General features: G+C 58.6%; 21 protein-coding genes, 2 tRNA genes, 1 rRNA gene and 1 pseudogene. 8 read left to right on the forward strand and 17 right to left on the reverse strand.

Going from position 1 to position 26,524, the window contains the following annotated elements; translation table 11 throughout:
• Positions 1-111 precede the first annotated feature (111 nt).
• Entirely contained in the window at positions 112-771 is a 660-nt protein-coding gene (locus FHL07_RS17900) for a glutathione S-transferase family protein (protein WP_095000669.1), read from the reverse strand.
• A 125-nt stretch (positions 772-896) separates the two neighbouring features.
• Between FHL07_RS17900 and FHL07_RS17905 the strand changes: the two genes are divergently transcribed.
• Positions 897-1,181 (forward strand): hypothetical protein, encoded by a 285-nt coding sequence (locus FHL07_RS17905; RefSeq protein ID WP_016782995.1) that lies wholly within the window; start codon positions 897-899, stop codon positions 1,179-1,181.
• A 7-nt stretch (positions 1,182-1,188) separates the two neighbouring features.
• Here the strand turns inward: FHL07_RS17905 and dibA are convergent, their stop codons facing one another.
• A complete protein-coding gene (gene dibA, locus FHL07_RS17910) occupies positions 1,189-3,111 on the reverse strand; it encodes a phosphodiesterase DibA (protein ID WP_095017810.1) in 1,923 nt (640 codons plus the stop codon).
• Positions 3,112-3,260: 149 nt separating this feature from the next.
• On the opposite strand from dibA, the gene desA reads away from it, so the two are divergent.
• Complete coding sequence (gene desA / locus FHL07_RS17915) at positions 3,261-4,445, forward strand: delta-9 fatty acid desaturase DesA (RefSeq protein WP_178084395.1); 1,185 nt, start codon at positions 3,261-3,263, stop codon at positions 4,443-4,445.
• 73 nt (positions 4,446-4,518) lie between these two features.
• On the opposite strand, the gene FHL07_RS17920 is transcribed toward desA, so the two are convergent.
• From FHL07_RS17920 to gabD, 3 genes are all read right to left on the reverse strand, one after another.
• Entirely contained in the window at positions 4,519-5,760 is a 1,242-nt protein-coding gene (locus FHL07_RS17920) for an HDOD domain-containing protein (RefSeq protein ID WP_095027099.1), read from the reverse strand.
• Positions 5,761-5,905: 145 nt separating this feature from the next.
• A complete protein-coding gene (gabT, locus tag FHL07_RS17925) occupies positions 5,906-7,189 on the reverse strand; it encodes a 4-aminobutyrate--2-oxoglutarate transaminase (protein WP_095000665.1) in 1,284 nt (427 codons plus the stop codon).
• A 177-nt stretch (positions 7,190-7,366) separates the two neighbouring features.
• Positions 7,367-8,809, reverse strand: a complete 1,443-nt coding sequence (gene gabD / locus FHL07_RS17930) for an NADP-dependent succinate-semialdehyde dehydrogenase (RefSeq protein WP_095000664.1) — start codon at positions 8,807-8,809, stop codon at positions 7,367-7,369.
• A gap of 347 nt (positions 8,810-9,156) precedes the next feature.
• Here gabD and FHL07_RS17935 point away from each other — a divergent pair.
• The 5 genes from FHL07_RS17935 to FHL07_RS17955 all read left to right on the forward strand — a co-directional run bounded on the left by FHL07_RS17935 (position 9,157) and on the right by FHL07_RS17955 (position 13,840).
• A tRNA-Arg gene (locus tag FHL07_RS17935) sits at positions 9,157-9,233 on the forward strand.
• 184 nt (positions 9,234-9,417) lie between these two features.
• Positions 9,418-9,508 (forward strand) — tRNA-Ser (locus FHL07_RS17940).
• Between the two features lie 306 nt (positions 9,509-9,814).
• On the forward strand, positions 9,815-10,333 hold the full coding sequence (locus FHL07_RS17945) for an RNA polymerase sigma factor (protein ID WP_095017812.1): 519 nt from the start codon (positions 9,815-9,817) through the stop codon (positions 10,331-10,333).
• Positions 10,326-11,270: a FecR family protein gene (locus FHL07_RS17950; RefSeq protein WP_238705563.1), complete on the forward strand. Its 945-nt coding sequence runs from the start codon at positions 10,326-10,328 to the stop codon at positions 11,268-11,270. Before FHL07_RS17945 ends, FHL07_RS17950 begins: the two co-directional genes overlap by 8 nt.
• A 116-nt stretch (positions 11,271-11,386) precedes the next feature.
• The gene (locus tag FHL07_RS17955) at positions 11,387-13,840 is read left to right on the forward strand and encodes a TonB-dependent siderophore receptor (RefSeq protein ID WP_232527666.1); all 2,454 of its coding nucleotides are present in this window, start codon (positions 11,387-11,389) and stop codon (positions 13,838-13,840) included.
• Between the two features lie 80 nt (positions 13,841-13,920).
• Here FHL07_RS17955 and FHL07_RS17960 read toward each other — a convergent pair whose 3' ends face one another.
• The 9 genes from FHL07_RS17960 to FHL07_RS18000 form a co-directional block, all read right to left on the reverse strand.
• On the reverse strand, positions 13,921-15,402 hold the full coding sequence (locus FHL07_RS17960) for a YdgA family protein (protein ID WP_138738752.1): 1,482 nt from the start codon (positions 15,400-15,402) through the stop codon (positions 13,921-13,923).
• Between the two features lie 129 nt (positions 15,403-15,531).
• Positions 15,532-16,176 carry an NADH:ubiquinone oxidoreductase subunit N gene (locus FHL07_RS17965; protein WP_095000661.1) on the reverse strand — a complete coding sequence of 215 codons (645 nt, stop codon included), beginning with the start codon at positions 16,174-16,176 and terminating at the stop codon, positions 15,532-15,534.
• Positions 16,177-16,282: 106 nt separating this feature from the next.
• A complete protein-coding gene (locus FHL07_RS17970; RefSeq protein WP_138738753.1) occupies positions 16,283-17,728 on the reverse strand; it encodes an efflux transporter outer membrane subunit in 1,446 nt (481 codons plus the stop codon).
• Positions 17,725-18,627: an efflux RND transporter periplasmic adaptor subunit gene (locus tag FHL07_RS17975; RefSeq protein WP_095000659.1), complete on the reverse strand. Its 903-nt coding sequence runs from the start codon at positions 18,625-18,627 to the stop codon at positions 17,725-17,727. The genes FHL07_RS17970 and FHL07_RS17975 overlap by 4 nt, the downstream gene beginning before the upstream one ends.
• Complete coding sequence (locus tag FHL07_RS17980; protein WP_016782973.1) at positions 18,624-18,833, reverse strand: DUF1656 domain-containing protein; 210 nt, start codon at positions 18,831-18,833, stop codon at positions 18,624-18,626. Before FHL07_RS17980 ends, FHL07_RS17975 begins: the two co-directional genes overlap by 4 nt.
• Positions 18,830-20,917: an FUSC family protein gene (locus tag FHL07_RS17985; RefSeq protein WP_095000658.1), complete on the reverse strand. Its 2,088-nt coding sequence runs from the start codon at positions 20,915-20,917 to the stop codon at positions 18,830-18,832. The genes FHL07_RS17980 and FHL07_RS17985 overlap by 4 nt, the downstream gene beginning before the upstream one ends.
• Positions 20,914-21,345, reverse strand: coding sequence for a MarR family winged helix-turn-helix transcriptional regulator (locus FHL07_RS17990; protein ID WP_016782970.1), 432 nt, complete (start codon positions 21,343-21,345; stop codon positions 20,914-20,916). Before FHL07_RS17990 ends, FHL07_RS17985 begins: the two co-directional genes overlap by 4 nt.
• Positions 21,346-21,445: 100 nt before the next feature.
• On the reverse strand, positions 21,446-21,703 hold the full coding sequence (locus FHL07_RS17995; protein ID WP_095000657.1) for a DUF2789 domain-containing protein: 258 nt from the start codon (positions 21,701-21,703) through the stop codon (positions 21,446-21,448).
• Positions 21,684-23,300: a glycosyltransferase family 39 protein gene (locus FHL07_RS18000; RefSeq protein ID WP_095020085.1), complete on the reverse strand. Its 1,617-nt coding sequence runs from the start codon at positions 23,298-23,300 to the stop codon at positions 21,684-21,686. Before FHL07_RS18000 ends, FHL07_RS17995 begins: the two co-directional genes overlap by 20 nt.
• Positions 23,301-23,537: 237 nt before the next feature.
• On the opposite strand from FHL07_RS18000, the gene FHL07_RS18005 reads away from it, so the two are divergent.
• Positions 23,538-24,236, forward strand: coding sequence for a GntR family transcriptional regulator (locus FHL07_RS18005; protein WP_095020084.1), 699 nt, complete (start codon positions 23,538-23,540; stop codon positions 24,234-24,236).
• 48 nt (positions 24,237-24,284) lie between these two features.
• Here FHL07_RS18005 and FHL07_RS24060 read toward each other — a convergent pair whose 3' ends face one another.
• The 3 genes and pseudogenes from FHL07_RS24060 to rrf form a co-directional block, all read right to left on the reverse strand.
• On the reverse strand, positions 24,285-25,070 hold the full coding sequence (locus FHL07_RS24060) for a methyl-accepting chemotaxis protein (protein WP_370688617.1): 786 nt from the start codon (positions 25,068-25,070) through the stop codon (positions 24,285-24,287).
• 69 nt (positions 25,071-25,139) lie between these two features.
• Positions 25,140-26,165: pseudogene (locus FHL07_RS24065) on the reverse strand (cache domain-containing protein); the annotation flags it as partial.
• A 279-nt stretch (positions 26,166-26,444) separates the two neighbouring features.
• A 5S ribosomal RNA gene (gene rrf, locus FHL07_RS24070) occupies positions 26,445-26,524 on the reverse strand; the annotation flags it as partial.

Genomic DNA, 26,524 nt, shown 5'->3' on the forward strand with positions numbered 1-26,524 from the left:
TGCTGGCGAAAGGTGTTATGGATAACGCGTTTTGCTGGATAAACGCGATGTTCTTGAGACCTTCGCGAGCAGGCTCGCTCCCACAATAGGGGGCGACACCCTGTGTACTGGTTATTTCTTGCTGCTGATCCACGCCAGAAACTGCGGCATGGCGGCGTCCTTGTCCGCGGCGATTTTCTGCACGTGCGGGTTTTGCTGCAGACGCTCCAGCAATGCCTTGGCACCCGGCATGTCGGCCAGCAGGTCGAGACCAAACACCTTGTGTGCGACGCCACAGGCCAGATCAACGCTGAAGGCGAAGTAGATATCCGCCACGCTCAGGGTCTCGCCCGCGACATAAGGCGCGAACTTGCCGTGACGGCCCAGGGAGGCGATACCGTCGAGCAGCTCGGTGCGGGCCTTTTCCTTGATCGCGTCGGGCACTTGCATGCCGAAAAACGCCTCGGGGTAACAGGCGCGGGCAGGCAACTCGATATACAGCTCGATTTCCTTGGCCAGTGCCAACACCTGCGCACGCTCAAACGGATCCACTGGTAGCAGCCTGAGGCCCGATTGGGTTTGCTCGATATATTCCAGGATCACGCTGGTTTCGTTGATAAACCCTTGTTCAACGCCCAGTGCCGGGACTTTGCCGCGGGGGCTGATGGCCAGCGCCTCAGGGGTCTTGCCAGCGAAAAACGGCACTTCTTCAAAGGGCACGCCCTTTTCCAGCAGCGCCAGCTTGACCATGTTGTAGTAGTTGCTGACTGCGAATCCATAAAGCTTGAGCATTACAAAGCCTCCAGGCCGTGTTGGGGTTGGCAGCAGCTGTTATAGAGCTTCGCCATCAGGCTGGCTAGCAGCATCAGCATCCTGAATACCGTTAGACTGCCAACCTTTACCCAAGGAGCCTGCCCATGAGCGAGCCAACCGATATCGACAACGAAGAAGAAGAGTTCGCCGAATCCACCCTGATTCAGGCGATTGAAAACCAGATTGAAAGCGACAACCCGCCTGCTGCCAAAGCCACGTTCAACAAACTGACCCTGGTCGGCTACGAGCGCGACGATATTCTGCAGATGATGGCCCATGTGTTGGCCGTGGAGATTGACGCGATCCTCGAAGAAGACCGCGCCTTTAACACTGAGTGGTACGAAGCCGCACTGCGCGCGCTGCCGACCCTGCCGCCAGAAAAGGACTAAGCCCGGTTCAGGGGCGAATTGCCGGCGCCCGCTGCCAGTCCAGATCCTTGGCAGGCATCGGACGCCCAAACCAGTAGCCCTGGCCCAGGTTGCAGTCAAGGTCGAGCAGGAACTGCGCCTGCTCAACCTGCTCTATCCCTTCGGCATGCACCTCCAGGCCCATGCTTTGACCCAGTGCGATAACCGCTCGCACGATCGCCACATCATCATTGTCCCCAGGCAAGCCGGCGACAAAGCCCTGATCGATTTTCAGCTTCTGCACAGGCAGGCGCTTGAGTCGCAGCAAAGATGAAAAACCGGTGCCGAAATCATCGATGGCCAGGCGCAAACCCAGCACCCGCAGACGATGCATCTGCTCCAGGGCCACTTGCGAGTTGTCCATCACCGCACTTTCGGTCACTTCAAGCTCCAGCAAGGCCGGATCCAGCCCGGTGTCTGCCAGTACCGTTGAAACCAGCGAAAACAGCTCGGGACGGGCAAACAGTCGGCTGGAAATATTCACCGCCACAAACGACAGTTCCACACCTGCAGCCTGCCACTGAACCATCTGCCAACAGGCTTGTTCCAGCACCCAGGCGTCAATCTCGGCGATCAACCCGGTACGTTCCGCAATCGGGATGAACTCACCCGGTGACAACAGCCCCCGCAGCGGGTGCTCCCAGCGCACCAGTGCTTCAACGCCAATCAGGCGGCTGGTTTTAAGGTTGTGCACCGGCTGGTAGTACACGCGCAGCTCGTGCTGCTCCAGGGCGCGGCGCAGATCGCTGGCCACCTCAACCCGGTATTGGGCATGGGCCGTCAGCTCCTCGGTGTACAAGGCATAACCCTCGCGTCCCGAACTTTTGGCCTTGAACAAAGCCGAGTCGGCATTGCGCAGCAATTGCTCGGCGTTCAGAGCATCGCCGGGGAACACGCTGATGCCGACGCTGGCGCTGATAAACAGTTGATGCCTGTCGACATCGAACGGGCCTTTCATGACCTCCAGCACCTGCTGCGCAAGCCCGGCGGCCTGGCTCGCGTGCTCACAGCTGTCGACCAGCACGGCGAACTCATCACCGCCCAGCCGAGCCACGGTAAAGCCTTTGCCGAACACCCTGAGCAAACGCTCGGCCACCGCCTTGAGCAGCAGGTCACCGACGTTGTGGCCCAGGCTGTCATTGATGATCTTGAAGTGATCGAGGTCGATCATCAGCAGAGCACAGCCGGTCTGGTGGCGTTGCGCAGAAGCCAGCGCCTGCTCGGTGCGGTCGGTGAACAGCAGACGGTTGGGCAGGTCAGTCAGGGGATCATGGTGAACCAGACGTGCGAGCTCGGTCTGGGAGTTCTTGATCGCGGAGATATCCGAAAAAACCGCGACATAGTGACTGACCTGGCCCTTGTCATCGGTAATCGAGCGCACGGTCTGCCACTGCGGGTAGACCTCGCCGCTTTTGCGCCGGTTCCAGATTTCGCCGTGCCACTCGCCGCGCTCATCGATCGTCTTGAACATTGCCTGATAAAACGCGGGGCCGTGGCGACCCGACTTGAACATGTTCGGGCGTCGGCCAAGCACCTCTTCGGCCGGGTAGCCGGTTATTTCAACCAAGGCACGGTTGACGTGAACGATCACCCCGCGGCTGTCGCTGACCAGCACCCCTTCACGGGTGCAGTCAAACACCACCGCTGCCTGACGCAAGCGCTCCCTATCCTGAAGCTGGCGCTTCAGACCGGGGTTCATCCCCAAAAAATCGAACAAACGGGCCCGGGCGAAAAAAATCAGTACGGCGCTGAACAGGGCAAAAACATAGCCATTTACCTGCTGCCACCGCACCAACTGTGCTGAATCATCGAAATAACTGTTCAATAAATGATCAGTCACCAGCAGCCAGAAAACCGCTAGCAGCCCGTATAACAAGGCCGTACGCAAGGCATCGCGAGAAGAAACAGACATAAGAAAGTTAATGCGCCTACAAAAAAGTGGGAATTATAGTGTAAGAAACATCCGGGCACTCTTATCTGAAAGGCCGACTGGTTTTATCTGGCTGCATGGTGATAATGCGTGTTGCAGTTTTTTTCATCTTCCCGAGGGCCAAACAGCCTATGTGGTACAACGGTTTTCTCGACTTGTCAGCCTGGCAACTGGTGGCAGTCACTCTGTTGATGACCCACGTGACCATTATCGGTGTCACGGTTTATCTACACCGCTACTCAGCCCACCGCTCGCTTGAGCTCAATGGTGGCCTGAAACACTTTTTCCGCTTCTGGCTGTGGCTGACCACCGCGCAGAATACCCGTGAGTGGACAGCCATCCACCGCAAGCACCACGCCAAATGCGAAACCGTCGATGACCCGCACAGCCCGGTTATCAAAGGGTTATCGACCGTTTTGCGAAAAGGTGCAGAGCTGTATCGTGAAGAAGCGCAAAATCCTGAAACATTGCGTATTTATGGCAAAAACTGCCCTGAAGACTGGATTGAGCGAAATCTTTATTCGCGTTACAAAATGCTCGGCGTGGCGCTCATGCTGGTCATCGACCTGTTGCTGTTCGGTGCTATCGGCCTGACTATCTGGGCCATCCAGATGATGTGGATCCCGGTGTGGGCGGCAGGTGTGGTCAACGGTTTGGGTCACGCGGTGGGTTATCGCAACTTCGAATGCCGCGACGCAGCCACCAATCTGGTGCCTTGGGGCATCATCATTGGCGGTGAGGAGCTGCACAACAACCACCACACCTACCCCAACTCGGCCAAGATGTCGGTCAAGAAGTGGGAGTTCGACCTGGGTTGGGCCTGGATCAAGGTCTTCAGCTTTTTGCGCCTGGCCAAGGTTCAGCGTGTTGCGCCTATCGCCCACCGGGTGGAAGGCAAGGGCAATCTGGATATGGACACCGCCATGGCGATCCTCAACAACCGTTTCCAGATCATGGCCCAGTACCGCAAGCTGGTGATTGCACCGCTGGTGCAGCAAGAGCTGGCCAAGGTCGATCATTCGGTGCGTCATCAGTTCCGCCGCGCCAAGCGTCTGCTGTCGCGCGAAACCAGCCTGCTTGAAGACCGCCACCATCAGCGTATTGAAAAGATGCTGGAGCATAGCCACTCACTGAAAGTGATTTACGAGAAGCGGCTGGCCCTGCAACAGATCTGGGTCAAAACCAGCACCAACGGTCACGACATGCTGGCGGCGATCAAGGAATGGATTCACGAGGCAGAAGCCAGCGGGATCCAGTCGCTGCGCGACTTTGCCCACCAGCTCAAGACCTACTCGCTGCGCCCTGCAGCGGTTTAAGAGCAAGCGCCCTCACCCTCTCCCGGAGGGAGAGGGTGCTGATCTTCAATGTGACGAAAATCCGCTTTTGCCTTTAGTCCCCTCTCCCTCCGGGAGAGGGTGAGGGGCTCTTGATCAACTGCGAAAGCTGCGACATACCCACCCGCAACAAGCGCGCCGTCTTCCCGCCGGCCACCTCGGCAATCCCCTCTTCCGACTCCAGATTGGCCACTTGCGCCGCCAGGTTCATCACCAGCGCTTCTCGCGAGTACACCCCGCCACCCAGGTGATACATCGCCGCAATCAACTCCCGCAGCTCCAGCGGCAATCGCCAGCGCGTGCGCAAGGCTGAACCATAGGCTGCGCCAAACTCGGCCAGAGAAGCATCAATAGCCTGGGTATCCAGCTCCCCACCCGCCTGGCGCCACTCCTGCAAGCAACGCACCAAGGCCAGATCACCCAGACAGTGCAACAACCCGGCGCAGAAACAACGCTCCTGATCCAGATTCAACATGCCTGCCAATGTGCGGCCATAGTCTGCCGCGCGCTGGGACAACGCCCAGTAACGCTCGGCGTAGTCCGCCAGGCAAGGATCGCTCAACTGCGCGCTGTACTTGAGAGTAAGCCCCTGGACCAGGTTCACGCTTTGCGCAGGCCCCAGCCGCTGCATGGCTTGCGCAAGGGTCTGGGCCGGGCTCACAAGGTGCTGCGCCGCACTGTTGGCGGCCGCAATCAGCACCGCCGTAATTTGTGGATCGATGCGTACTTGCTGCTCAAGCCGTGCCAGGTCCACCCCTTCAGGCGTGAGGCTGCCCTTGAGCGCCGATTGCGCATCCACTCTTAGCGGCGCGCCATCTGAAGACGCGCGGCGCTGCTCCAGAAAACGCTTGAGGGTCATGCCTGGCGCCAGTGCCGGTACGTCACACGAAATCTCTTGCCCCGCCGAGAGCAGCAGGCTCTTGAGGCGCCTGGTCAGGCCGGCAATATCCAAGGGTGTGGTCAGATAAGCCGTTGGCGCCAGCGGCAAGGCTTCGCGCACACTGGCGCTGTCATTACGTGCACTCAACAAAATAAATGGCTGCGCTGCAACCGCGCGGCGTTGGCGCACAGTGCGCAACAGATCCAGACCACCTACACCCGGCAGCTCACGGTCAGCAATCACCAGGCCATAAGTTTTCCTGCCCAACTGCGCAAGCGCCTGCTGACCGTCACCACAGACATCCAGTTGAGCGTCGCAACGTACCGTCAGCACCACTTGCTTGAGCAAATCCCGAGTCCAGGGATCGGCCTCGGCAATCAATACAGTGGGTGCTGCCATTAAATCTACAACCGTCATCCAGTTTGCTCCCCGTGCGATACAGGCACCTTAGTCAAAGGGCGCACGCGGATACAGGCCAAAACACCCAAATAGACGCTTCAGACGCAAAAAAACCGCCGAAGCGGTTTTTTTGTCTATCAGGTCACACCGTCAGGTGTGCAGCTCACGCCAGTTCAGCGAAGCACTCCTCGATGATGGCCAGACCTTTGTCCAATTGCTCGTTAGGCGAGGTCAGCGGTACCAGTACACGCAGGACGTTGCCGTAAGTGCCGCACGACAGCAGGATCAGACCCTTGTCGCGAGCCTTGGCAACCACTTGTGCCACTGCCGTCGGATTTGGCTTGTGCGAATCGCCGCCTTCGAACAGCTCGACCGCGATCATCGCGCCCAACGCACGCACATCACCGATCACCGGGTGCTTGGCCTGGATAGCCTTGAGGCCGGTTACCAGGCGCTCGCCGACTTCCTTGCAACGGTCCAGCAGGTGCTCTTCTTCAAACACATCCAGTACCGCCAGCGCTGCTGCGCAAGCAATCGGGCTACCGGCATAGGTGCCGCCCAGACCGCCTGGAGCGATGGCGTCCATGTACTCGGCCTTACCGCACACACCGGCCAGCGGGAAGCCGCCAGCGATGGACTTGGCGAAGGTGGTCAGGTCGGCCGTTACGCCCATCTGTTCCATAGCGAAGAACGTGCCGGTACGGCCAGCGCCGGTTTGCACTTCGTCCGCGATCAGCAGGATGCCGTGCTTGTCGCACAGCTCGCGCAGACGGGCCATGAACGCTTTCGGCGCCACATAGAAACCACCTTCGCCCTGTACCGGCTCGATGATGATGGCAGCGATGTCTTTAGGCTCGGCGTCGTTCTTGAAAATGCGCTCGATGCTGGCGATGGAGTCATCCACGCTCACGCCATGCAGTTCGCACGGGTACAGCGCGCGGAAGATACCGCCTGGCATCAGACCCATGCCTGCCGAGTACGGTACGACTTTCCCGGTCAGGCCCAGGGTCATCATGGTACGGCCATGGTATGCGCCAGTGAAGGCGATCACGCCGGCACGGCCAGTTGCGGCACGGGCGATTTTCACGGCGTTTTCAACGGCTTCGGAACCGGTGGTGACCAACAGGGTTTTCTTGTCGAAATTGCCCGGGACCTTGGCGTTGATCTTTTCGCACAGCTCGACGTAAGGCTCGTAAGCCAGTACCTGGAAGCAGGTGTGGGTCAGCTTGGTCAGTTGCTCTTGAACGGCGGCAATGATTTTCGGGTGCAGGTGACCGGTGTTCAGTACCGCGATACCGCCGGCGAAGTCGATGAACTCGCGGCCTTCAACGTCGGTAACGGTGGCGTTAATCGCCGATTCGGCGAAAATCGGGTGGATCTGGCCAACACCGCGCGGAACAGCGGCTTCACGGCGTTTCATCAGGGATGCGTTGGTCTTGTTGCTCATGGTGTTCCTCATTCGCCGCTGATCAAGCGGCGTGGTTCAAGGCTGACGCGCCAGGCAGACACCCATGCCAGCATGCGATGATCGACTGGCATGGCGCTCCCGGCCACAAAAATTAACAGTTTGAAACGCAGGGGAAGCATCGCTCTCGTGCCCCCTCTGCTTGAACCACCCGCCGGGTTAGATGCCCAGGCAGAGATATTTGATTTCCAGGTAGTCTTCGATGCCGTACTTGGAGCCTTCACGGCCCAGGCCCGACGCCTTGATCCCGCCAAACGGCGCGACTTCGTTGGAGATCAGGCCAGTGTTGACGCCCACCATGCCGTACTCCAGGGCTTCAGCCACACGGAATACACGGCTCAGGTCGCGGGCATAGAAGTACGACGCCAGGCCGAACTCCGTATCGTTGGCCATCGCGATCACTTCAGCTTCGTCCTTGAAACGGAACAGCGGCGCCAGCGGGCCGAAGGTTTCTTCCTTCGCCACAGCGGCGTTTTTCGGCACGTTCACCAAAATGGTCGGCTCGAAGAAGCTGCCTTCCAGGCTGTTGCCGCCGGTCAGCAGGGTCGCGCCCTTGCTCAGTGCGTCAGCGATGTGCTCCTTGACCTTGGCCACGGCCTTGTCATCGATCAGGGGGCCTGTGGTGGTGCCTTCGTCCAGACCATTGCCGATCTTGAGCTTGGCCACCGCTACTTTCAGTTTTTCTGCGAATGCGTCGTAGACCGAGTCCTGAATGTACAGGCGGTTGGCACATACGCAGGTCTGACCGTTGTTGCGGTATTTGGAGATGATCGCGCCTTCTACGGCTTTATCCAGGTCCGCATCGTCGAACACGATAAAAGGTGCGTTGCCGCCCAGCTCCAGCGACACTTTCTTGATGTCCTTGGCGCATTCGGCCATCAACTGGCGACCGATTTCGGTCGAGCCGGTGAAGGACAGCTTGCGCACGATCGGGTTGCTGGTCAGCTCGCCGCCGATATCGCCGGCACTGCCGGTTACAACGCTCAACACGCCTTTAGGGATGCCGGCACGGTGCGCCAGCTCAACCAGGGCCAGGGCCGAGAACGGGGTTTGCGAAGCTGGCTTGATCACCATGGTGCAACCGGCGGCCAGGGCCGGGCCGGCTTTACGGGTGATCATGGCTGCCGGGAAGTTCCACGGGGTAATGGCAGCGGTCACGCCGATCGGTTGTTTGATCACGATCAGACGTTTGTCCGGCTGGTGGCCCGGGATAACGTCGCCATAAATACGCTTGGCTTCTTCAGCAAACCACTCGATAAACGAAGCAGCGTAAACGATTTCGCCCTTGGCTTCGGCCAGTGGCTTGCCCTGCTCCAGGGTCATCAGGCGGCCGAGGTCGTCCTGGTTTTCGATCAGCAGCTCAAACCAGCGACGCAGCTTGGTTGCACGCTCTTTGGCGGTCAGGGCACGCCAGGCTGGCAACGCTTTGTCTGCGGCTTCAATGGCACGACGGGTTTCAACCGCGCCCATCTTTGGCACTGTGCCGATGATTTCACCGGTAGCCGGGTTGTTGACCTTGATGGTCTGGCCACCGTCCGCATCAACCCAGGCACCATCGATATAGGCTTGCTGGCGGAACAACTGTGCGTCTTTGAGCTGCATGTGGGCTTTCCTTAACAGCACCGCGCAGGCGCGGAGCGAATTATTAAAGTAGAAAGGCGCCGTGGAAGGCTGCCGTCAGGAAGTCATTCACTGCCAAAGTATCTAAATGACGCACAAAGAACATGCCGTGCGATTCAGCACCCAGACAAGAGCGTTTGAAATCTCAAACGAATCCTAGGGATAAAGGGGGTAAAGGACAATAGCCTGTTCGAAAAAAAGAACAAGCTGCCAGACTTCACCGTTTTATCGCCCGGCCCCCATTAATAGCCCATAACGCGTAAGGAAACACCTCACGAATCAGCGGCATGGACGACTGACACGCAGATGAGTATGATGGCGGCCGCGTCGCACCAGTAGCTCAGCTGGATAGAGTACTGCCCTCCGAAGGCAGGGGTCGTGGGTTCGAATCCCGCCTGGTGCACCATTCTTTTTCCCTTGCTCAAGGGAATCGCGTCAAAACCCTGTAACCAACAGCATTTTGCCTCCCACCGAGAACCCGGTGAGCGATCGCACGCCTGTTTTTTGAGCTTTTCTGCGCAAAACGCAGATCCGGTTAAATTTTCTATGGGCAACTGACGAAAGGCTGGTTACTATACGCGGCGTTTCGCGGAGAGCTGGCCGAGTGGCCGAAGGCGCTCCCCTGCTAAGGGAGTACACCTCAAAAGGGTGTCGGGGGTTCGAATCCCCCGTTCTCCGCCATTATTTGTGGCACCTGAATGCGTTCCCTTGTTCAAGGGAACCGCGTTTTCCCCCCTACCCAATCAAACCCGATGTGCACCTGCGCAAGGTTTTGTCGCGTCCGCAGAAAACTGTGGGAGCGGGCTTGCTCTCGACTCAAGCGGCGCGGTCGTCCTGCCAGACCGCGTTGATGCCATCGCGGGCAAGCCACACTCCCACAAGACTTGTCGACCGCTATAACTCAATGCTCACCCCAGCAAGAGTCGTTGCGCCATCGGGTTCAATCGTTAATGATACGGCTTCTCATTAACGCCTGAGCCCTGCTCCATGCCCTCGCCTTCACCCTCCAGCCTGCTGGCCAGTTTTCAGGAGCACTACGACGATCTGTTGTCGTTCCTGACCCGGCGCCTGCGTGACCGGCATCGGGCAGCGGATGTGGCGCAGGAAACCTGGATCAAGCTGGCAAAAATCGACCCCGAGGCGGTCACGGTACTTAATGACCGGCACTTTATTTTCAAGGTGGCGGGCAACCTGGCCATCGATGCCTTGCGCGTGGATCAGCGCCAGACACGCAACCTGAGCGGCGAACCGCCTTCACTGCAAATCGCTGATCCGGGGCTGCCGCCCGAAGGTCTGCTGCTGGCCACCGAGCGCATCGGCATTCTGGATGAGGCGCTGCAACAACTGTCGCCCAATGCCCGCCAGGCGTTACTGCTGAGTCGCATCGACGGCATGACCCAAGCCCAGATCGCCGTCGAACTGGGCGTGTCGCCAAGTATGGTGGCAAAATACATTGGCCAGGCCTTGCGCCACTGCCGTGACTGGCTAAAAGACAACCATGCCTGAGCGTGCCGTGATGCCTTCAACGCCCTCCCCTGACGATCTCGACGATCAGGCCATCGACTGGCAGACCCTGCTGCACTCGGGCGAAGCCAGCGCACGCCAGCGCCTGGACTATCAGCGCTGGCAACAGTTGAGCCCGGCGCACAAAACCGCGGCCCAAGAGGCCGAAGCGCTATGGGCGGATATCGGTCTGACCGCCAGCGCCGAGCAACATCGCGCAAGACCGCGCCGCCGGGCTTATCGCTGGGCCAACGGGCTGGCGGCGGGGTTGCTACTGGCCGTACTCGGGTATGGCGCTACGGACTATGTACCAAGCTGGTCCGACACTCATCACACCGGGGTCGGTCAGCGCCAGCAATGGCTGTTGAGCGATGGCACGCGTGTCACGTTGAACAGCGCCACGGCGTTGTCGGTCGACTTCACGGGCAATCAACGTAGCGTCATCTTGCGCAAGGGTGAAGCCCTGTTCGAGTTGGCCGATGATCCGTCGCGCCCCTTTATCGTCCAGGCCGGGCAAGACCGGGTGGCGGCTAAAAACGGGGCCTTCAGCGTGCGCCGCGATGCAGTTCAGACCCGTGTACTGGTCGCCTCGGGCGCGGTGCAAGTGCAGCACCAGACGCAAACCCTGGAGCTGCAACCCAACCAGCAGGCACTGTATCAACCAGGCCAGGCTGTCGCCGAGCGCCAGCAGGTTGATGCCAATGCCATCACCGCCTGGCACCGCGGCAAGCTGATCTTCAACCGCAAACCCCTGCAGGACGTACTCGCCGAACTGGAGCGCTATCAATACGGCCGTATCGTGCTGCCCGATGCAACACTCGGCGCCATGCAGATCAGCGGCGTGTTCGACCTCAACGATCCACAGAACCTGCTGCATACCCTGGAACAGCGTTACGGCCTCAACATCACCTACCTGCCCTTTGTGGCGTGGGTGCACTGAAAATAATTTCGCACAGGCACTGCAAGATCCTGTCGGGCATATCGTCGTAGTAAGACCAGGAACGAATCCGTTCCCATTCGCGATATAAAAAACCTCGAACAAGGATCAAAAACGCAATGGTCGAGCACGTCAAGAAGCCGCGTGGCGCACACCTAAACGAACAGCGACTGCGCCAGGTATTCGTAGCCACAGCCTTGCTGGCCAGCCTGGGAGGCCCGCTGCAAGCCAGTGCCCAGACCGCAACTGCGGCCACGCCCGGCACGTCCCAGCACACCCGCCAGGTCAGCGTGGACGTCAGGGCCCAGGACCTCGATCAGGCGCTCACCCAGTTTGCCGATCAAGCCGATTTGCACCTGCTGTTTACCTCAGCCGAAGTCGCCGGCTTGCACAGCCAGGCGCTGCGGGGGGAGATGAGTGTTGAACAGGCCCTGCAATCGCTACTCAAAGACAGCGGTCTGGTCTGGCAATTCAGCGATGCCCGCACCGTCATCTTGGGTAAACCTCAAGCCCCCGCTCAGAGCCTGCAACTCAAGGCCCTGGAAGTCAGCGTCGGCGCCCGTACCAGCACCTCCATCAGTGAAATCCCGGGCACCGTGTGGGTGGTCGACCAGGTGCAGTTGCAGGAGCAACTGGACACTGGTGTCACCCTCAAGGAAGCCATCGGCAAACTGGTGCCGGGGCTCGACCTGGCGCCCGAAGGGCGCAGCAACTACGGCCAGAACATGCGCGGGCGCAACGTGCTGGTGATGATCGACGGCGTCAGCCAGAACAGCTCGCGAGGGCTGTCGCGCCAGTTCGACAGCATCTCGCCGTTCAACGTAGAGCGGATCGAAGTGCTGTCCGGCGCCAGCGCGCTGTACGGTGGTGGCGCCACAGGCGGGATCATCAATATCGTGACCAAAAAGGGCACCCCCGGCCCCGCGCAATTCGAAACAGAGCTGTCCGCCACCAGCGGTTTCAACAACAGCGACGACCTCTCCAGCCGCATTTCACAATCCGTCAGCGGGGGCACTGATCGGGTCTATGGCCGCCTGGGGATTTCCGGTGAACAGAACGAAGCCTTTTACGATGGTAAAGGCGATCAGGTATTTATCGACAACACCCAGACCGACCTGCAATACAACCGCACCCTGGACCTGATGGGCAGCCTGGCAATCAAGCTCGATGACGTACAGGACCTGGACTTGCTGGCCCAGTACTATGATTCGGGGAACAACGGCAGCGTCGGGATTTACTTCCCCAACCTGCACGACAAAGCACCGTCCAATCTCGAAGACGCCGAAATCCGCAGCGGCTACGACACCGACCTGGAGCCGCGTTCCAAGCGCCTGCTGTTCAACGCCAACTATCACCACGCCGACCTGCTGGGCCAGGACTTCTACTTGCAGGGCTCGTACCGCAAGGAAGACAACAATTTCTATCCGTTCCCGTACTACAACGCCGGTAAACCGCAGGGTTCCAAGGGCGTGTACTTCGCCGCTTCGCAGCAGAACTTCGAAGTCACCAGCCTCAAGGCGCTGTTTGCCAAACAATGGGACAGCCTGAAGCTGACCTATGGCGTAGACCTCGACCGCGAGCGCTTCAATGCCGAACAAAGCGTGTTCGATTCGGCCATTTCATCCGAAAGCGGCGGCCTGGACCTGGTCACCCAAAGCAAGTCCCCGCGCTACCCAAGTTACCGGGTTGATGGGCATTCGGCCTACGCCCAGCTTGACTGGAAACTTACCGATGCCCTGACCCTGTCTGGCGGCGCGCGGCGCCAGCAAATGGACGTCGATGTCGGTGTGTTCAAGGGCATTGCCGGTGGCAGCAACGACTACGCGGTCAACCTGTTCAACCTGGGCGCCATTTATGACTTCAAGAATGGCCATCAAACCTGGGTCAACTACAGCGAAGGCTTTGATTTGCCGGACCCGGCCAAGTACTACGGCAAGGCGGGGCTGAGCGTCAAAGACAACCCGTTGGCCGGGATCAAGAGCCGTCAGGTCGAAACCGGCTGGCGCTTTGCCGATGTGGATTGGGACGCGCAGGCGGCGATCTATTACATCTGGTCTGACAAGGTCATCACCACGGACGCTGCCACGCTGACGATTGATGTAACCGACAAGAAGAGCCGTGATTTTGGCTTTGAAGGCGCGCTGACCCGTCACTTCAATAACGGTTGGGACGCAGGCGGCACCTTGCATCTGGTGCGTTCAGAGGAAGAGGACGCGCAAGGCGACTGGATGAAGCGTGACGCCCGGTATGCGTCATTGTCCAAATCCACCGCGTTTGTTGGCTGGCACGGTGATGGGCGCAATGTGCGCTTGCAGGGTAACCATGCCTTTACGCTTAAAGACGATTCCGACCACAAGATCAGCGGTTACACCACGTTCGACTTGATGGGCAGCCAGGAGACTGAATTCGGCACGTTCAGCGCCGGCATCCAGAACCTGCTGGACAAGGAGTACAGCACGGTCTGGGGCCAGCGTGCGGCGCTGTTCTACTCGCCGACCTACGGCCCGGAGTATCTGTATGACTATCAGGGCCGTGGCCGCACATACACCATGACCTGGTCATTGGCTTATTGAACAGAGCAAGACAGTGGGAGCGAGCCTGCTCGCGAAGATCGTTCGCGAGCAGGCTCGCTCCCACAGTTTAAGTCGCGGCTTTACTGGCTGGCCACACCACCAAAGCGGGTACTCATCGCAGTGATGAAGTCTTCAAGGCTCATTTTCTGGCCATTGAGATCCACCTGGCCATCAGCGTAATTGAGCGAAGCCAGGATGTTGTTGCCCTCCACTTTGGCCAGCCCGGTTTGCACCGCCATCACGCCTGCCATCTCGCTGTTCATGCTGGCCATCTTGGCAATGGCTTGCGGATCGGTCTGGCCAACCAACTGTGCCTGCACCGCTGACAAATCAGCAATCATCGGCTTGGACAGCAACAGCTTGGCATCCAGCGCGGTCAGCATCTGCTTGGTAACGTCAACTGGCGGCTGCTCAAATGAGGTCGGCTTGGCCAGCCCCATGACAACGTTGAGCTGGCTTTCACCATTGGCGGTCTTGATCGTGAATTTCTCCAACGCCAGTTGCGGTTTGGCAGCCAGAATTTTTTCAACCTGAAGCTGCATCTGCACTTGCTCCGCCGGGGTCAGCGGGGTTTGCGGCAGGGTACCGTCGGCCTGAGGCTGGAACTTGTTCTGATAAATCTGCAGCAGCGCCTGCATGGCCGGGATATCCAGGCTGCTGGCAGTCAGTACCATTTGCGCACTGCCCACCGGCTTGCCATCCAGGGTGATATCACCGACGTTATAGGCCAGACGCCCGGACATCAGATTGCCATTGGCGGAAGCAGAATCCGTGTACTCAAAGTTCTTGAGTTTGATCACCGATTGCTTGACGCCATAAGTCAGCTGACCTTCGCTCAGCGCCATCACGTTCTGCCCGAGATAGAAGCCAAAGTCGGTCTTCTTCAGGTCACTGGCCAGGGTCAGGCCGTTGAGCTCGACCGTTACCGGCGGGTTCTCAATCGTGATCGCATTGAGCTTGAGGTGGTCCATATAGCCTTTGGCCTTGAGGTTCTGGCCATCGGCATCGGTCTGGGCTTGCATGGTCATGCCCGAGAAGCTGAAGGTGGAGTGCTCGTCCAGCTGGATCTCCAGTGCCATCAGCTCCATATGACCGTCAACCGAGCGGTCGTAACCCAGGGTGACCTGACCTTTGAGCGGAGCCTGATCCTTGGTTGCGGCAAACCACTTTTCGGTAAATGGGGTTTTTTCCAGCGAGTAATTGCTGACCGCCATCACTGGCATCCACTTGAACGTCTTGATACGCGACCACGGCAATGGACCATGCTCGATATTATCGACAAACAGCAATTCCACCGGCTTCGCATCCGGGCCCGCCTTGTCGTCCTGGATCTTCAGGCGATAGTGCGCGGTGCTGCTGTAGAGTTTGCGCTCAATGGAAACCAGCTCAATAGTGCCGTGAGTGGTGGTGCCTTGCAGCTGCTTGGCCAGCTCCTGGTTGGTCTGCTCGATCGAGGTCTGCAACACACCCTCGATTTTGCTGCCGGTATACCACGCGCCAGCGGTATTCAGCGCCCCGGCGACAACAACGATCCCTACCAGCACACCTAATGGTTTATTCATCAATTGACCCGTTCAATGTCCGTTATGTTGAAAGTAAAGCGGTCTTTGCCAAGCCCTTCATGGGCCGAAAAGTGCTAGCAGATTAACACTGGCAGCAGAGCAGACGCTCCTCCAACGTGATACCTGGCTTTATGCAGGTTGGGCGTAACGCTGGTCAATTTCGTCGAGCTGGTGGTCGAAACTCTTGAGACTGGCACTCCAGGTGTACACCAGCACTTCCAGATCATGGTCGATGCATGTTTCTCCTACAGAATTAAAAGAAACGTCCGAGTAATCCAGCTGATAACGCTCACGCGCCATCGCTGCCGCGACATTCGAGAGCTCACGCGCAGTGTCGAGCCATTGGCGCTCTTCGGATGGCAGGGCCTTGTCGAGTTTCAGGCATTGGGTCTTGAGGGCTTCGAGGCTTTTTTCCAGCGGGGTGCCGGTAAGTTCGCCCATAAACTCCTGGAAGGTCCGGCCCGGTTGCCAGTAACTGCCCCAGAAATAGCGGTCAAATACCGTCTCTACCCGCCGCAGGGCAACCTTGGTGTCCCAGATCAGGACGCGGGTCTGGCCCTGGTTGATCTGGCGTTTTTTGATCTGCCGGGTTTGCACCGAGGCGCAGGCCACCACCACTATGGCCAGAACGGCAATCAACGCACTCGCGCTATCGAGAAAGATCATTGCCTTGTCGATCTGGTGCGCCAGCATGATGCCGTAGAAGTAGGTCGCCGAAAGCAGCACCACGGCTGCCACTGCACACCAGAAGCCGGGAGCATAAGGGTTTTTCATTATTAGTATCCCCATCAGGCATGGTCTGCACGATGAGGAGGGCTACAGACCGCAAACGCCCTGAACCATCGTTCTGATACCGATAATTCAGAGCATAGCAACGCTGTCAGGGTTTGGCGTTTGTCGCCGCTTGCGTTCGTCCACTTTCCCAGCCCCCACCCAGGGCCAGGAACAGATCGATCTGACTCATGGCAACCTGGGTGTTGGCCGCCGACAATTGCGCGCGCATGTCAGTGTAGGTGCGGGTTGCCTGCAGATCGGCCAGGAATGACTCGCGCCCCGCCTGGAAGAACTGATGGGTCTGGTCGGCCGCCGTTTTGGCCGACAACTCGGCCTCTGCCAGGGCATCACGGCGCTGCAGCAACGCCGTGTATTGCACCAGGCTGGTCTGGGTTTCACGGATGGCATTGAGCACCACACCGTCAAACTTGGCCAAAGCGCCTTGAGTCACCGCCTCGGCCTCACGAATTCGGGCTCGCGAGCCATTGGTCGGAATCGTCCAGCTCAGCATCGGGCCGAAGCCCCAGCGGTTAGTAGGGGCCGTGCCCAGGTTGTCGATAATCCCCACTGTGCCAATGCTGGCACCGATGCTGATGTCCGGGTACAGCGAACCTGTGGCCACACCGATTTCGGCGGTGGCGGCGGCCAGATGGCGTTCGGCCTGACGAACGTCGGGACGGCGTTTAAGCAGTGCTGCACCGTCCCCCACGGGCAGCAATTGCGCGATATGCGGCAGCTCGGCGCAGGTAGCCACACCGGCGGGCAGTTGATCCAGCGGCCTGGCCAGCAACATCGACAAACGGAACAGGCCGGACTGGCGCAATGCTTCGTAACGGGGCAATTCTGCGCGCAACGATTTGAACTGGGTTTCAGAACGGGTGACCTGGGTTTCATCACCGCGACCCGCATCACGCAGGCGCTGGGTCAGGCTGGTACTTTGCGCTTGCAGCTTGAGGGACTCTTCTGCGATGTGGTGTTCCTCATTGGCTGCGCACACTTGGGTGTACGCCCGCACCACATCCGCCACCAGAGTGATGCGCGCGGTGTCGGCGGCAGCCTGAGTCGCGTCGGCGTTGGCCTGTGCCGCTTCGATCCCGCGCTGCAAAGTGCCCCACAAGTCGAACTGGTATGAAGTGCTGATACCCAGATCACCGACATTGGCTACCGGCACCTTGTCCGCCAGCAGGAACGCTTCACCGGACTCCTGCAGGCGCTGGGCGCCCGCCTTCACAGAACCACTCCAGCCACCGGCCGACTGTGCCTGCTCAACCTGGGCCCGCGCCCGCGACAGGTTCGCCGCAGCGACCCGCAGATCAGTGTTGGAGGCCAGCGCCTGGCGCACCAGTTCATTGAGCTTGGGGTCCTCATAGAGCTTCCACCAGTCAACTGGAACCGGGGCGGACACCACGTTGGCGCCCTCGCCAGCCAGTTGGCCCTGCAAGTCCGGGCGCTGCATGGCCGCGTCTTTGGGCAATTGGTAATCAGGGCCAAGCAGTTGGCAACCGGACAGCAGCAGCCCAAGTCCTACGGCTGCCAGGCGAACGGCTTTCATTGCGCGCGCTCCGGGGCAGGCTGGGCTTTGGCCGAATCTTCGATGATGGACACGGTCGCGGTGCGCCCGGCAATCATGCGAAAGTCTTCAGGCACGTCGTCAAACACGATGCGTACCGGAATCCGTTGCGCCAATCGCACCCAGCTGAACGCAGGGTTGACGTTGGGCAGCAGGTTCTGGCCACTGGTGCGGTCACGGTCTTCGATGCCCGCCACAATGCTTTCAACATGCCCGCGCAAACGTGCGTTATCACCAATGACACGGATATCGACGCTTTGGCCGACATGGATGCCATCGAGTTTGGTTTCTTCAAAATAGCCGTCGATATGGAACGAGCTGCTGTCGACGATCGACAAGACCGGCCGCCCCGCCGTGACGAACTCATTGACCCTTGGAGCCCGGTCGTTGACGTAACCATCGACGGGGCTGCGCACCACCGTACGATCCAGATTGAGCTGGGCGCTGTCCACGGCCACTTGGGCCTCTATCAGTGCGGCCTGGGCGCGCATTTCACGGGACTGGCTTTCTTCGAGCTGTTCGCGGGCGACCAGGTTGCCCAGGCCTTTGTTACGGCGGCTCTCACGTTGGGCCTGGGCCAGGGTCTCCTTGCGATCGGCCACGGTGGCTTCGGCCTGACGCAGCGCCAGCTTGAAGCGCTCCTGGTCGATGACAAACAACACCTGATCACGGCTGACGGGCTGGTTGTCACGCACATCCACCTGCTTGATCAGGCCCGACACGTCGGGGGCGATTTGCACGATGTCGGCGCGAATGTGGGCGTCACGGGTCCAGGGAGCAAACATGTAGTACATGGTCATGCGCCAGACCACGACGCAGGCAAACGTCACCACCAATAAGGTGAGAACGACACGGCCCAGGGTCAGTAAAGGTTTTTTCATGTCATCAGATATCGACTGAACGAATCCACAACGCCGAGTAACAGAGCGTAGAGACCGACGTTGAACAAAGCCCGGTGCCAGACCAGGCGGTAAAAGTGCACACGGGTGAGTAACCCGTGAACCACCAGAAACAACAAGTAGGTGATGCCCATCAGTACCAGGAGCGTGGGCAGGAAAACCCCGCTGATATCTACGTCACCGATCATAGCGGCGCTCCCTCAATGTGGGCCTGGGGATGTGGCCGGTCGTCGTTGTCGACAATAAATTCGACACCGGGCAGCAGCGCCAGACGCAGGCCGCTGAGGGCGTGCAACAGATGCACCCGGGCCTCGCCTTCGGCTTGCAGGTCATTGGCGTTGAGGGCGCGACGCGTGCGGTCCATGGTCATTTGCAGGCCCATTGGCATTGGCAGGCGCTCACCCGCCTTGAGGCAGGCACAAAAGTAGTCACCCACATCACTGACCACCTGGCGCAGCAACAGTTGCGGCCCGCCCGTAACCCTGGGTGCGTAGGCCAGCAGATCGAGCAGGTTGAGGGCCACCCGCAGGTCACGCAAGGCGCTGCCGGTGTCCTGCCCGGTCAGGGCCAGACGCGGCAAGTGCTGCATCAGGCGGTCGAGCATTTGCGCGCCCATTTGCCGGTGTTCGGCCAGGGTGGCGGGCTGGGTCAGGCTGACAATGTCACGCCAGCTGAAGCGGGTCAGGCGCTTGGCCGCCAGTTCGGCACCGAACGGGCGCGCGATCAGGGTCCAGACGAAGGCAAACAGCAGGCCGACGGGGCCGGCCAGGTTGGCGTTCATAAACACCATGAAGTCCGCGTCGTAGGCGCCCTGGATACTGATAAACGAGGCGGTGTTGACGATAGTCAGCAAGGTGCCCAGGTAAAAGCGCGGTTGCACGGTCAGGGTGCCGACGCAGATAAACGGCACGGCAAACGCCAGCACCAGCATCGGGAAGTCATGCAGGTTGGGCAGGATCACAAACAGGTAGAGGCTGGCAAACAGCACCGACAGCGAGGTCCAGAAAAAGAACCGGTAGATCTGTGGCGCCGGATCGTCCATCGCGGCAAAAAAGCTGCAGGCCACGGCGGCCAGAATCACCGCACTGGCGCCGTCAGTCCAGCCGAGCAGAATCCACAACACCGAGGCGACGACAATCGCGGTGACGGTAGAGAACGCTGAATAAAGCATCAGCCCGCGATCCAGGAACGGCGTCAGGCGACCCAGGCGCCAATGCCGATAGACTGCACGCCAGACATCCTGGTTACCGGTCGAGATGGCCTCTTGCAGGCTGCGGCAGTCTTGCCACAGGTCGATCCACTCACCCAGCCGGTACAGCACGTTGGAGAGCACCAGTTGGCGCCGATCATCCAGGGCGGCGGCACTGGGCTGCAACGCTTCAAGTTCATGGCGCAATGCTTGCCACTGCTGGATCGAGGCGCCCTCACGGGTGCGCTCAAGCCATGCCTGGGCGTGGTCGAGCAATGGCGTGACCTTGTCGAGCAGCTCCGGAGCGCGACGCTCCAGCGCATAGAGTGCATCGTCCAGGGCATCGACCACCGGCAGCAGGTGGATCATGCGTCCACGCAGCTCTTTGGTGTTGCGCACGGTCTGCGGGTGCGCGCCCTCATGGGGCAACTGGCCAATCATCATTTCAAGGCTGTTGAACGTCGCCACCATTGATGAACGCAGGCCACTGGCTTTGCTGGGTTCGACATCGCGGGCCAGAAAGTGCTTGCTGTAATTGCTCGCATCGGCAAACCACTTGGCCGCCGCGTCGATAAATACCGGCGTCAGGCGCCGAGGCCAGAACATGCTGCCTACGACCGCCGCGCAGACGATACCGAGCATGATTTCTTCAGTACGCGAAACGGCGATGTCGAACACATTCAGCGGGTTATCCACAATCGGCAGGGCGATCATGGGCATGGTGTAGCCGGCGAGCATGAACACGTAGCTGTTGGCGGTGCGCAGGTGCAGCGACAGGAACAACAAAATGCCCGTCCAGAGGGCAATCACCAGCACCAGCAAGAACGGTGTCTGGACAAACAGCGGCACAAAAAATACCGCTGCAGCAGCGCCTATCAGCGTGCCCAGGGCTCGGTACACGGCCTTGGAGCTGGTGGGCCCGACAAAGGGGCTGGAGACGATATAGACCGTAGCCATGGCCCAGTAAGGGCGAGGCATTTCCATCAGCAAGGCGATATACAGCGCGATCATCGACGCGGCGAAGGTACGTACCCCGTAGAACCAGTCGCGGGCAGGCGGCATGCTGCTGAAAAAACCGTTCAAGAGGCAGCCCCGTCAGGCAGTTGTCCGGCAGCTTCGAAGGCTTTGATCACACGCAACGCAGCTTCCTGGTCAGCCACTGGAATATCGGCCAGAGCGGCCCTTCTCAGTTGTACAAGCTGAGCTTCAATCGATTGCACCAGAGCACGCCCGGTGTCGGTCAGGCTCAGGGTTTTGGCGCGGCGGTCACTGGCATCTTCACAGCGGCGCACATAGCCAGCCTTACACAGTTGATCGAGCAAGCGCACCAGCGACGGGCTTTCCATCCCGGCAGCGTGGGCCACGGTGACTTGCCGCACACCCTCACCCAGGCGGCCGATGATCAGCAGCGGCATGGCGCAGGCTTCGGAAATACCATAGTTGACCAGCGTGGCCTGGCAGACGCGACGCCAATGGCGAGTCGCAACCACCATGCCGGTGCTGATGCTCATTTGCAGTGGATCGAGAGTGTCAGGCAAGAGGCGTCACATAATGTTAGTTTGCTAACTATTAATATTGCGCGGCCAGATGAGCACAGTCAAGTGTTGCTATTTATTTCTTAGGACCCGTGACAGGTTTTTGCCGCAGCATCAGATTCAATTGGTCGACAACTTCAGCCCAGTCAGCGTCTTCAAGATGCTCCTCACGCAAAAAAGCCGCTTGGGCGGGCGTCCAGAAAAAAGCATCTTCAAGCTTGAGGTCAGGCTTGAGTGGCGAGTGGGTGGTGACAAACTTTTCGATATCTTCCGGGCTGGACGGCAGGCCCAGCTGCTTGAACAAGGATGGCAGGCTATGGGTTGGCTTTTGCATCGAGTTGACTCCATTCAGGTTCAGAGCCGCATTTGGCGGCAACGCAGGTCAAATATAGACGAGCCTGAGTGTCATCGACGGCCAGGTCCTGTGCTTTGCGCCAATCCATGGGAATTGCACTGAAGTCGTCGGGCTGCAGTTTGCTGCTGATCAGCCAGATACGACCCGGGCCTGGGGGCATATCGCTCAGGCGATCGACATAGATACTCGTGCCGTGGCCATTGACCAGCGTGCCAAAGCCATAGTCATTCGGGCGCCCTGAAGTGCCATCTTCCAGGGGCGGCGTATAGAGCATCGGTTGAAATCCGGTCTTGTTGTAATAGACAAAGCTGAAGTACCAGAACAGGTCACTGACGACGATCCGGTCACCGGGCTTGAACTGCTGGTTAACGTGCTCCACCAGACGATCAAAATGATCGGCATCGCTGCTGAAGTTGCTGCGCAAGCCCGTCACTTCGGCGCCAATGAACAGTGTCAGCAGCGCTATGGCCAGCGCCCGCTTGCGCTTGAACAGTTGATCGACTGCAATCGCCACAAGCAGCGGCAAACCCAACGCTGCAAACATCACATAGCGTTCGATAAACAGAGGCGAGATAAAGGATACGGCGTAAATGGCCAGGATCGGCAGCAGGGTGTAGATCACGATCAACGTGATGAATTTATGCGGGCTTGAATCGCGTACAGCCATTCCTGCGACACCGCCAAGTAGTGCCAGCGGTGCCAGCCAGAACAACGGCCAGGGCAGGTAGTCGCCTTCATCCTGTATCAACAGCTGCCACGTCATGGCGGGCAAGGAGCGGGCATCGACTGCAGGCTCCCACCCCACATCACCGCCACTCTTGAGTTCACCCATGTGTTGCAGCAAATCCACCAACCCCGGCAGCCAGGGCAGGAACAACAGCACAATGGCAACGTTAACCAGCCACCAGGCCGGGCGCCTGATCAGCCAGCCGCTGCTGCGGCCACTTAGCAACAGGTACAGCCAATGGGCCATTACACAAAACGCAGTGAAGTAATGGGTGTAAAAAGCAGCCGCCATCAGCACGGTGTAGAGCACCGGGTAGCGATACTTATGCGGGGCCTTGACCCAGTACACCAGCGCGATTGTGGCAGCTATCAGCCACAACCCCATCAGTGAATACATCCTCACTTCCTGGCTGTAGCGCACGGCGGTAGGCAATAACGCCAGCAGCAGGCCCGCCAGCAATGCAGCCCGCGGGGTGGCCACCAGCCGTACCAGCCAGATACCGAAAAATACCGTGGCAATGCCGGGCAGGACACTCAGGGAACGAATCGAGACCAGGCTGTCACCAAACAGCGCTATCCAGCCGTGCAACAGCATGAAATACAACGGAGGGTGAACATCGTGCGCAGCATGAAACCAGATCCCCGACAGCGGGTAGTCGCTCAGCATCAGGCTGGAGCCTTCGTCGCACCAGATCGCCGAGGCGGTGAAACCGTAAAAGCGTACTCCTGCGGCCAGCAGCAAAATACACCACAGCCACGGCTGACGAATCAGGCTGGAAAAAACGTTAGAGGGCTGTAACAGGAGTTCAAACCGTTGCTCACCCACATCGTTGTTGCTGAGTACGCCCATCCCTCACCTGCTGTGCATTGGTGCTGCAAATCGGGCAGCTCTAACTTCGGCGATTGTAGGGCACAGCCCATAACAAAAGGGAGGGCACCCGCCAAGAAAGATAGTGGCCCCATGCAATCTCTTATCCCGCAGTCACGCTAAACTATGCGTAACAAGGTTTGACAGCAATCAGGTCAGTACCTAACTTGAATTGGATCCAAACATGTATGCCGGTTCGTCGGCACAGGTAGTCGCAACGTGGCCGTCAAAAACAATCCCTTAAACAGCATAGTTGTGTCGGGTTCCATACCCGCTCACCTGGCGCGCTCGGAGATCGAAGAAACCTTGCGCAACGCCATTCTTGATGGCCGTTTGCCTTGCGGTACAGCCATTCGCCAGGAAGCACTGGCGAAGTTGTTTGGCGTCAGCCGTATGCCTGTACGCGAAGCACTGCGTCAGCTGGAAGCTCAAGGTTTGCTGCAGGTCGTGCAATACAAGGGTGCCGTGGTCGCTCCTTTGATTGAAGACAACTCGCTCGAGACCTATGAACTGCGACAGTTGCTCGAAGCCCAGGCACTGCGCCTGTCAGTACCACTGTTGAGCAAAGAGGATTTCGAAGAAGCCGAGGGCTATATCGAAGCGCTCGAGATCGAAAAAGACTTCGGAAAAATCGGCACACTCAATCGGCAATTTCATCAGGCGCTTTACTGCAAGGCTCCTAATAAAAAACTGCTGGCACTCATTGAGTCAGGGCTAATTGAAGAAGAGCGTTTTCTACGCTTCAACCTTGAGCAGATGAACCTTGGCAAGTTGTGCCAGGACGATCACCGTGCGTTGTTGCGTTATGCCCGGGCCAGAGATGTCGAGGCTTGTATTGCAGAGCTGGAGTTGCACCTGCAGCGCGGGGTGAAGGCTATTACCTACTACTTGAGCATGGTCAAAACAAAACAGCCCTGACATATGAATCGCCAGGGCTGTGGATAACTTATTGCTGACCTGCGGGTTTCAGATTTTGAAACTGTCGACCAGTTGCTTGAGACGGCTGGCCTGCTGCGATAGCGCATCGCAGTCCTTGAGGGTTTCGTTAAGGTTCACCACACCTTGCTGGTTAAGCAAGTTGATCTGGTTGATATCCACATTGAGGGTTTCGACCACTGCCGTTTGCTCTTCAGTGGCGGCGGCAACCGACTGGTTCATACCGTCGATCTCATCGATGCGCTGAGTCACGCTGATCAAACGGGCACCCGCCTGATTGGCGACCTCGACACTCTCCTCGCTGGAGACCTGACTCGCATTCATGGTGCTGACCGCTTCGCGGGAGCCTACCTGCAGCGAGGTGATCATTTTATGTATCTCCTCTGCCGACTCCTGAGTGCGGTGGGCGAGGTTGCGCACCTCATCCGCCACCACGGCAAAGCCGCGACCCGCTTCGCCCGCACGCGCAGCCTCAATGGCTGCGTTGAGGGCCAGCAGGTTAGTCTGCTGAGAGATACCTTTGATCACATCCAGAATGTGCCCGATGTTGTCGGTGCTGGCATTCAGGGTTTCTATTTGCGCACACGACAAACTGATCTTCTGCGATAGCTCGGTCATGGCCTGGATGGTCTGTTCAACCACTTTGCGACCGTCATCTGCCTGCTCGCTGGCACCGCTTGCATGTTGCGAAGCATCGGCGGCGTTGCGGGCGATTTCCTGGGTGGCGGCACCCAGTTCATTGATCGCCGCGGCGACACTGTTGGTGCGCGCACTTTGCTCGTCCGAGCCGACAATGGAAGCGTTGGACGAGGCCATAACGCGGTGTGACAGGTCATGAACCTGACGAGTAGCAGAAGACACTTCGCTGATCGAGGCGTGGATACGCTCGACAAACTGGTTGAACGAGCTGGCCAGTTCACCGAATTCGTCCTTGTTCTCAATGACCAGACGGCGCGTCAAGTCACCCTCGCCCTGGGCGATATCCTGCATCGCACGGCCCATGGTGGTCAGTGGACGCATCAGTACACGGATCAACAAACTCAACAACAACGCAATCGCGGCCACTGCAATAAACATTGCAATCAACGCAGACGTACGGAATTTAGACAGCGGCGCGTATGCTTTTTCTTTGTCTATTGACTGACCGATATACCAATCCGCGGACGGCAGGCCTGTCACCGGGGTAAAGGAAATAATCCGCTCATGACCATTGAGCGTCACTTCCTGAATGCCCTTCTCGATGCGCAGAGTACTGACCGGGTAAATGTCCTTCAGGTTCTTCATCACCTGATCTTTATCCGGGCTAACGATAACCTGGCCATCACTGCTCACCAGAAACGCGTAGCCCAGGCCACCGGAATCAACCGAATTGATGATTTTGACCAGGCTGTCCAGGCTCAGGTCACCTCCCACCACACCCAACAACTCACCGCCTTTTTTAACGGGCATGGCGATGGTCACAATCAGGCCTCCGACAGCTGCCATATAAGGAGGTGTCAACATGGTCTGACCGGCGCCTACAGCTTGCTTGTACCAGGGGCGCTCGCGGGGGTCATAACCTGCAGGCATGGTCGCGTCAGGGCGTTGAGTAAACACGCCATTGGCTTGCCCGACGTAGGTGAACTGAAAGTTGGAGGTGAATGCCGGCTGATCAACCAGGCCAGGGAGATCAGCCTGGCTGCCTTGCTGCGCAATATTCTGTGCCAGGCTCTCCAGCACCAGAATGCGGCCACCAAGCCAGTTCTGAACGCTGCTGGCTGTCAGGTTGCCAGCCTGTTGCACCGAGGACTCGATGTTCTGCTTGATGGTGTCGCGCTGCAGATAATCGTTGTACAACGTGAATAACGCAAACGCCAGAACCACGACGCCTGAAGCGGCCAGAAGGATTTTATGACTGAACTTGAGATTCATAGCATGGGACTTCTTATGCCAAAAGTTGGGATGCGTACGGTGTGTGCAACCTGTTGGCAGCTCTGCTCGCACGCAATGCTCAACAGGCTGTCGGCACGGACGGCAGAATACTTAGCCACGTTTGATGGCAATGTGCTTAATCCGACGAAAGCGCAGCTGTGCGATTTGAGGTTTGGCTTTTGGAAGGGGGTTCAGACGAACAGAAAGGGCGCTGGGGATTTACGTCGCGCAAAAACAAAACCCCTGTCTGCGTTAGCAGACAGGGGTTTCGGAATTCAATCTTGACGATGACCTACTCTCACATGGGGAAACCCCACACTACCATCGGCGATGCATCGTTTCACTACTGAGTTCGGGAT

The sequence above is a fragment of the Pseudomonas sp. FSL W7-0098 genome (assembly GCF_005930585.1).
Lineage (GTDB): Bacteria > Pseudomonadota > Gammaproteobacteria > Pseudomonadales > Pseudomonadaceae > Aquipseudomonas > Aquipseudomonas bubulae.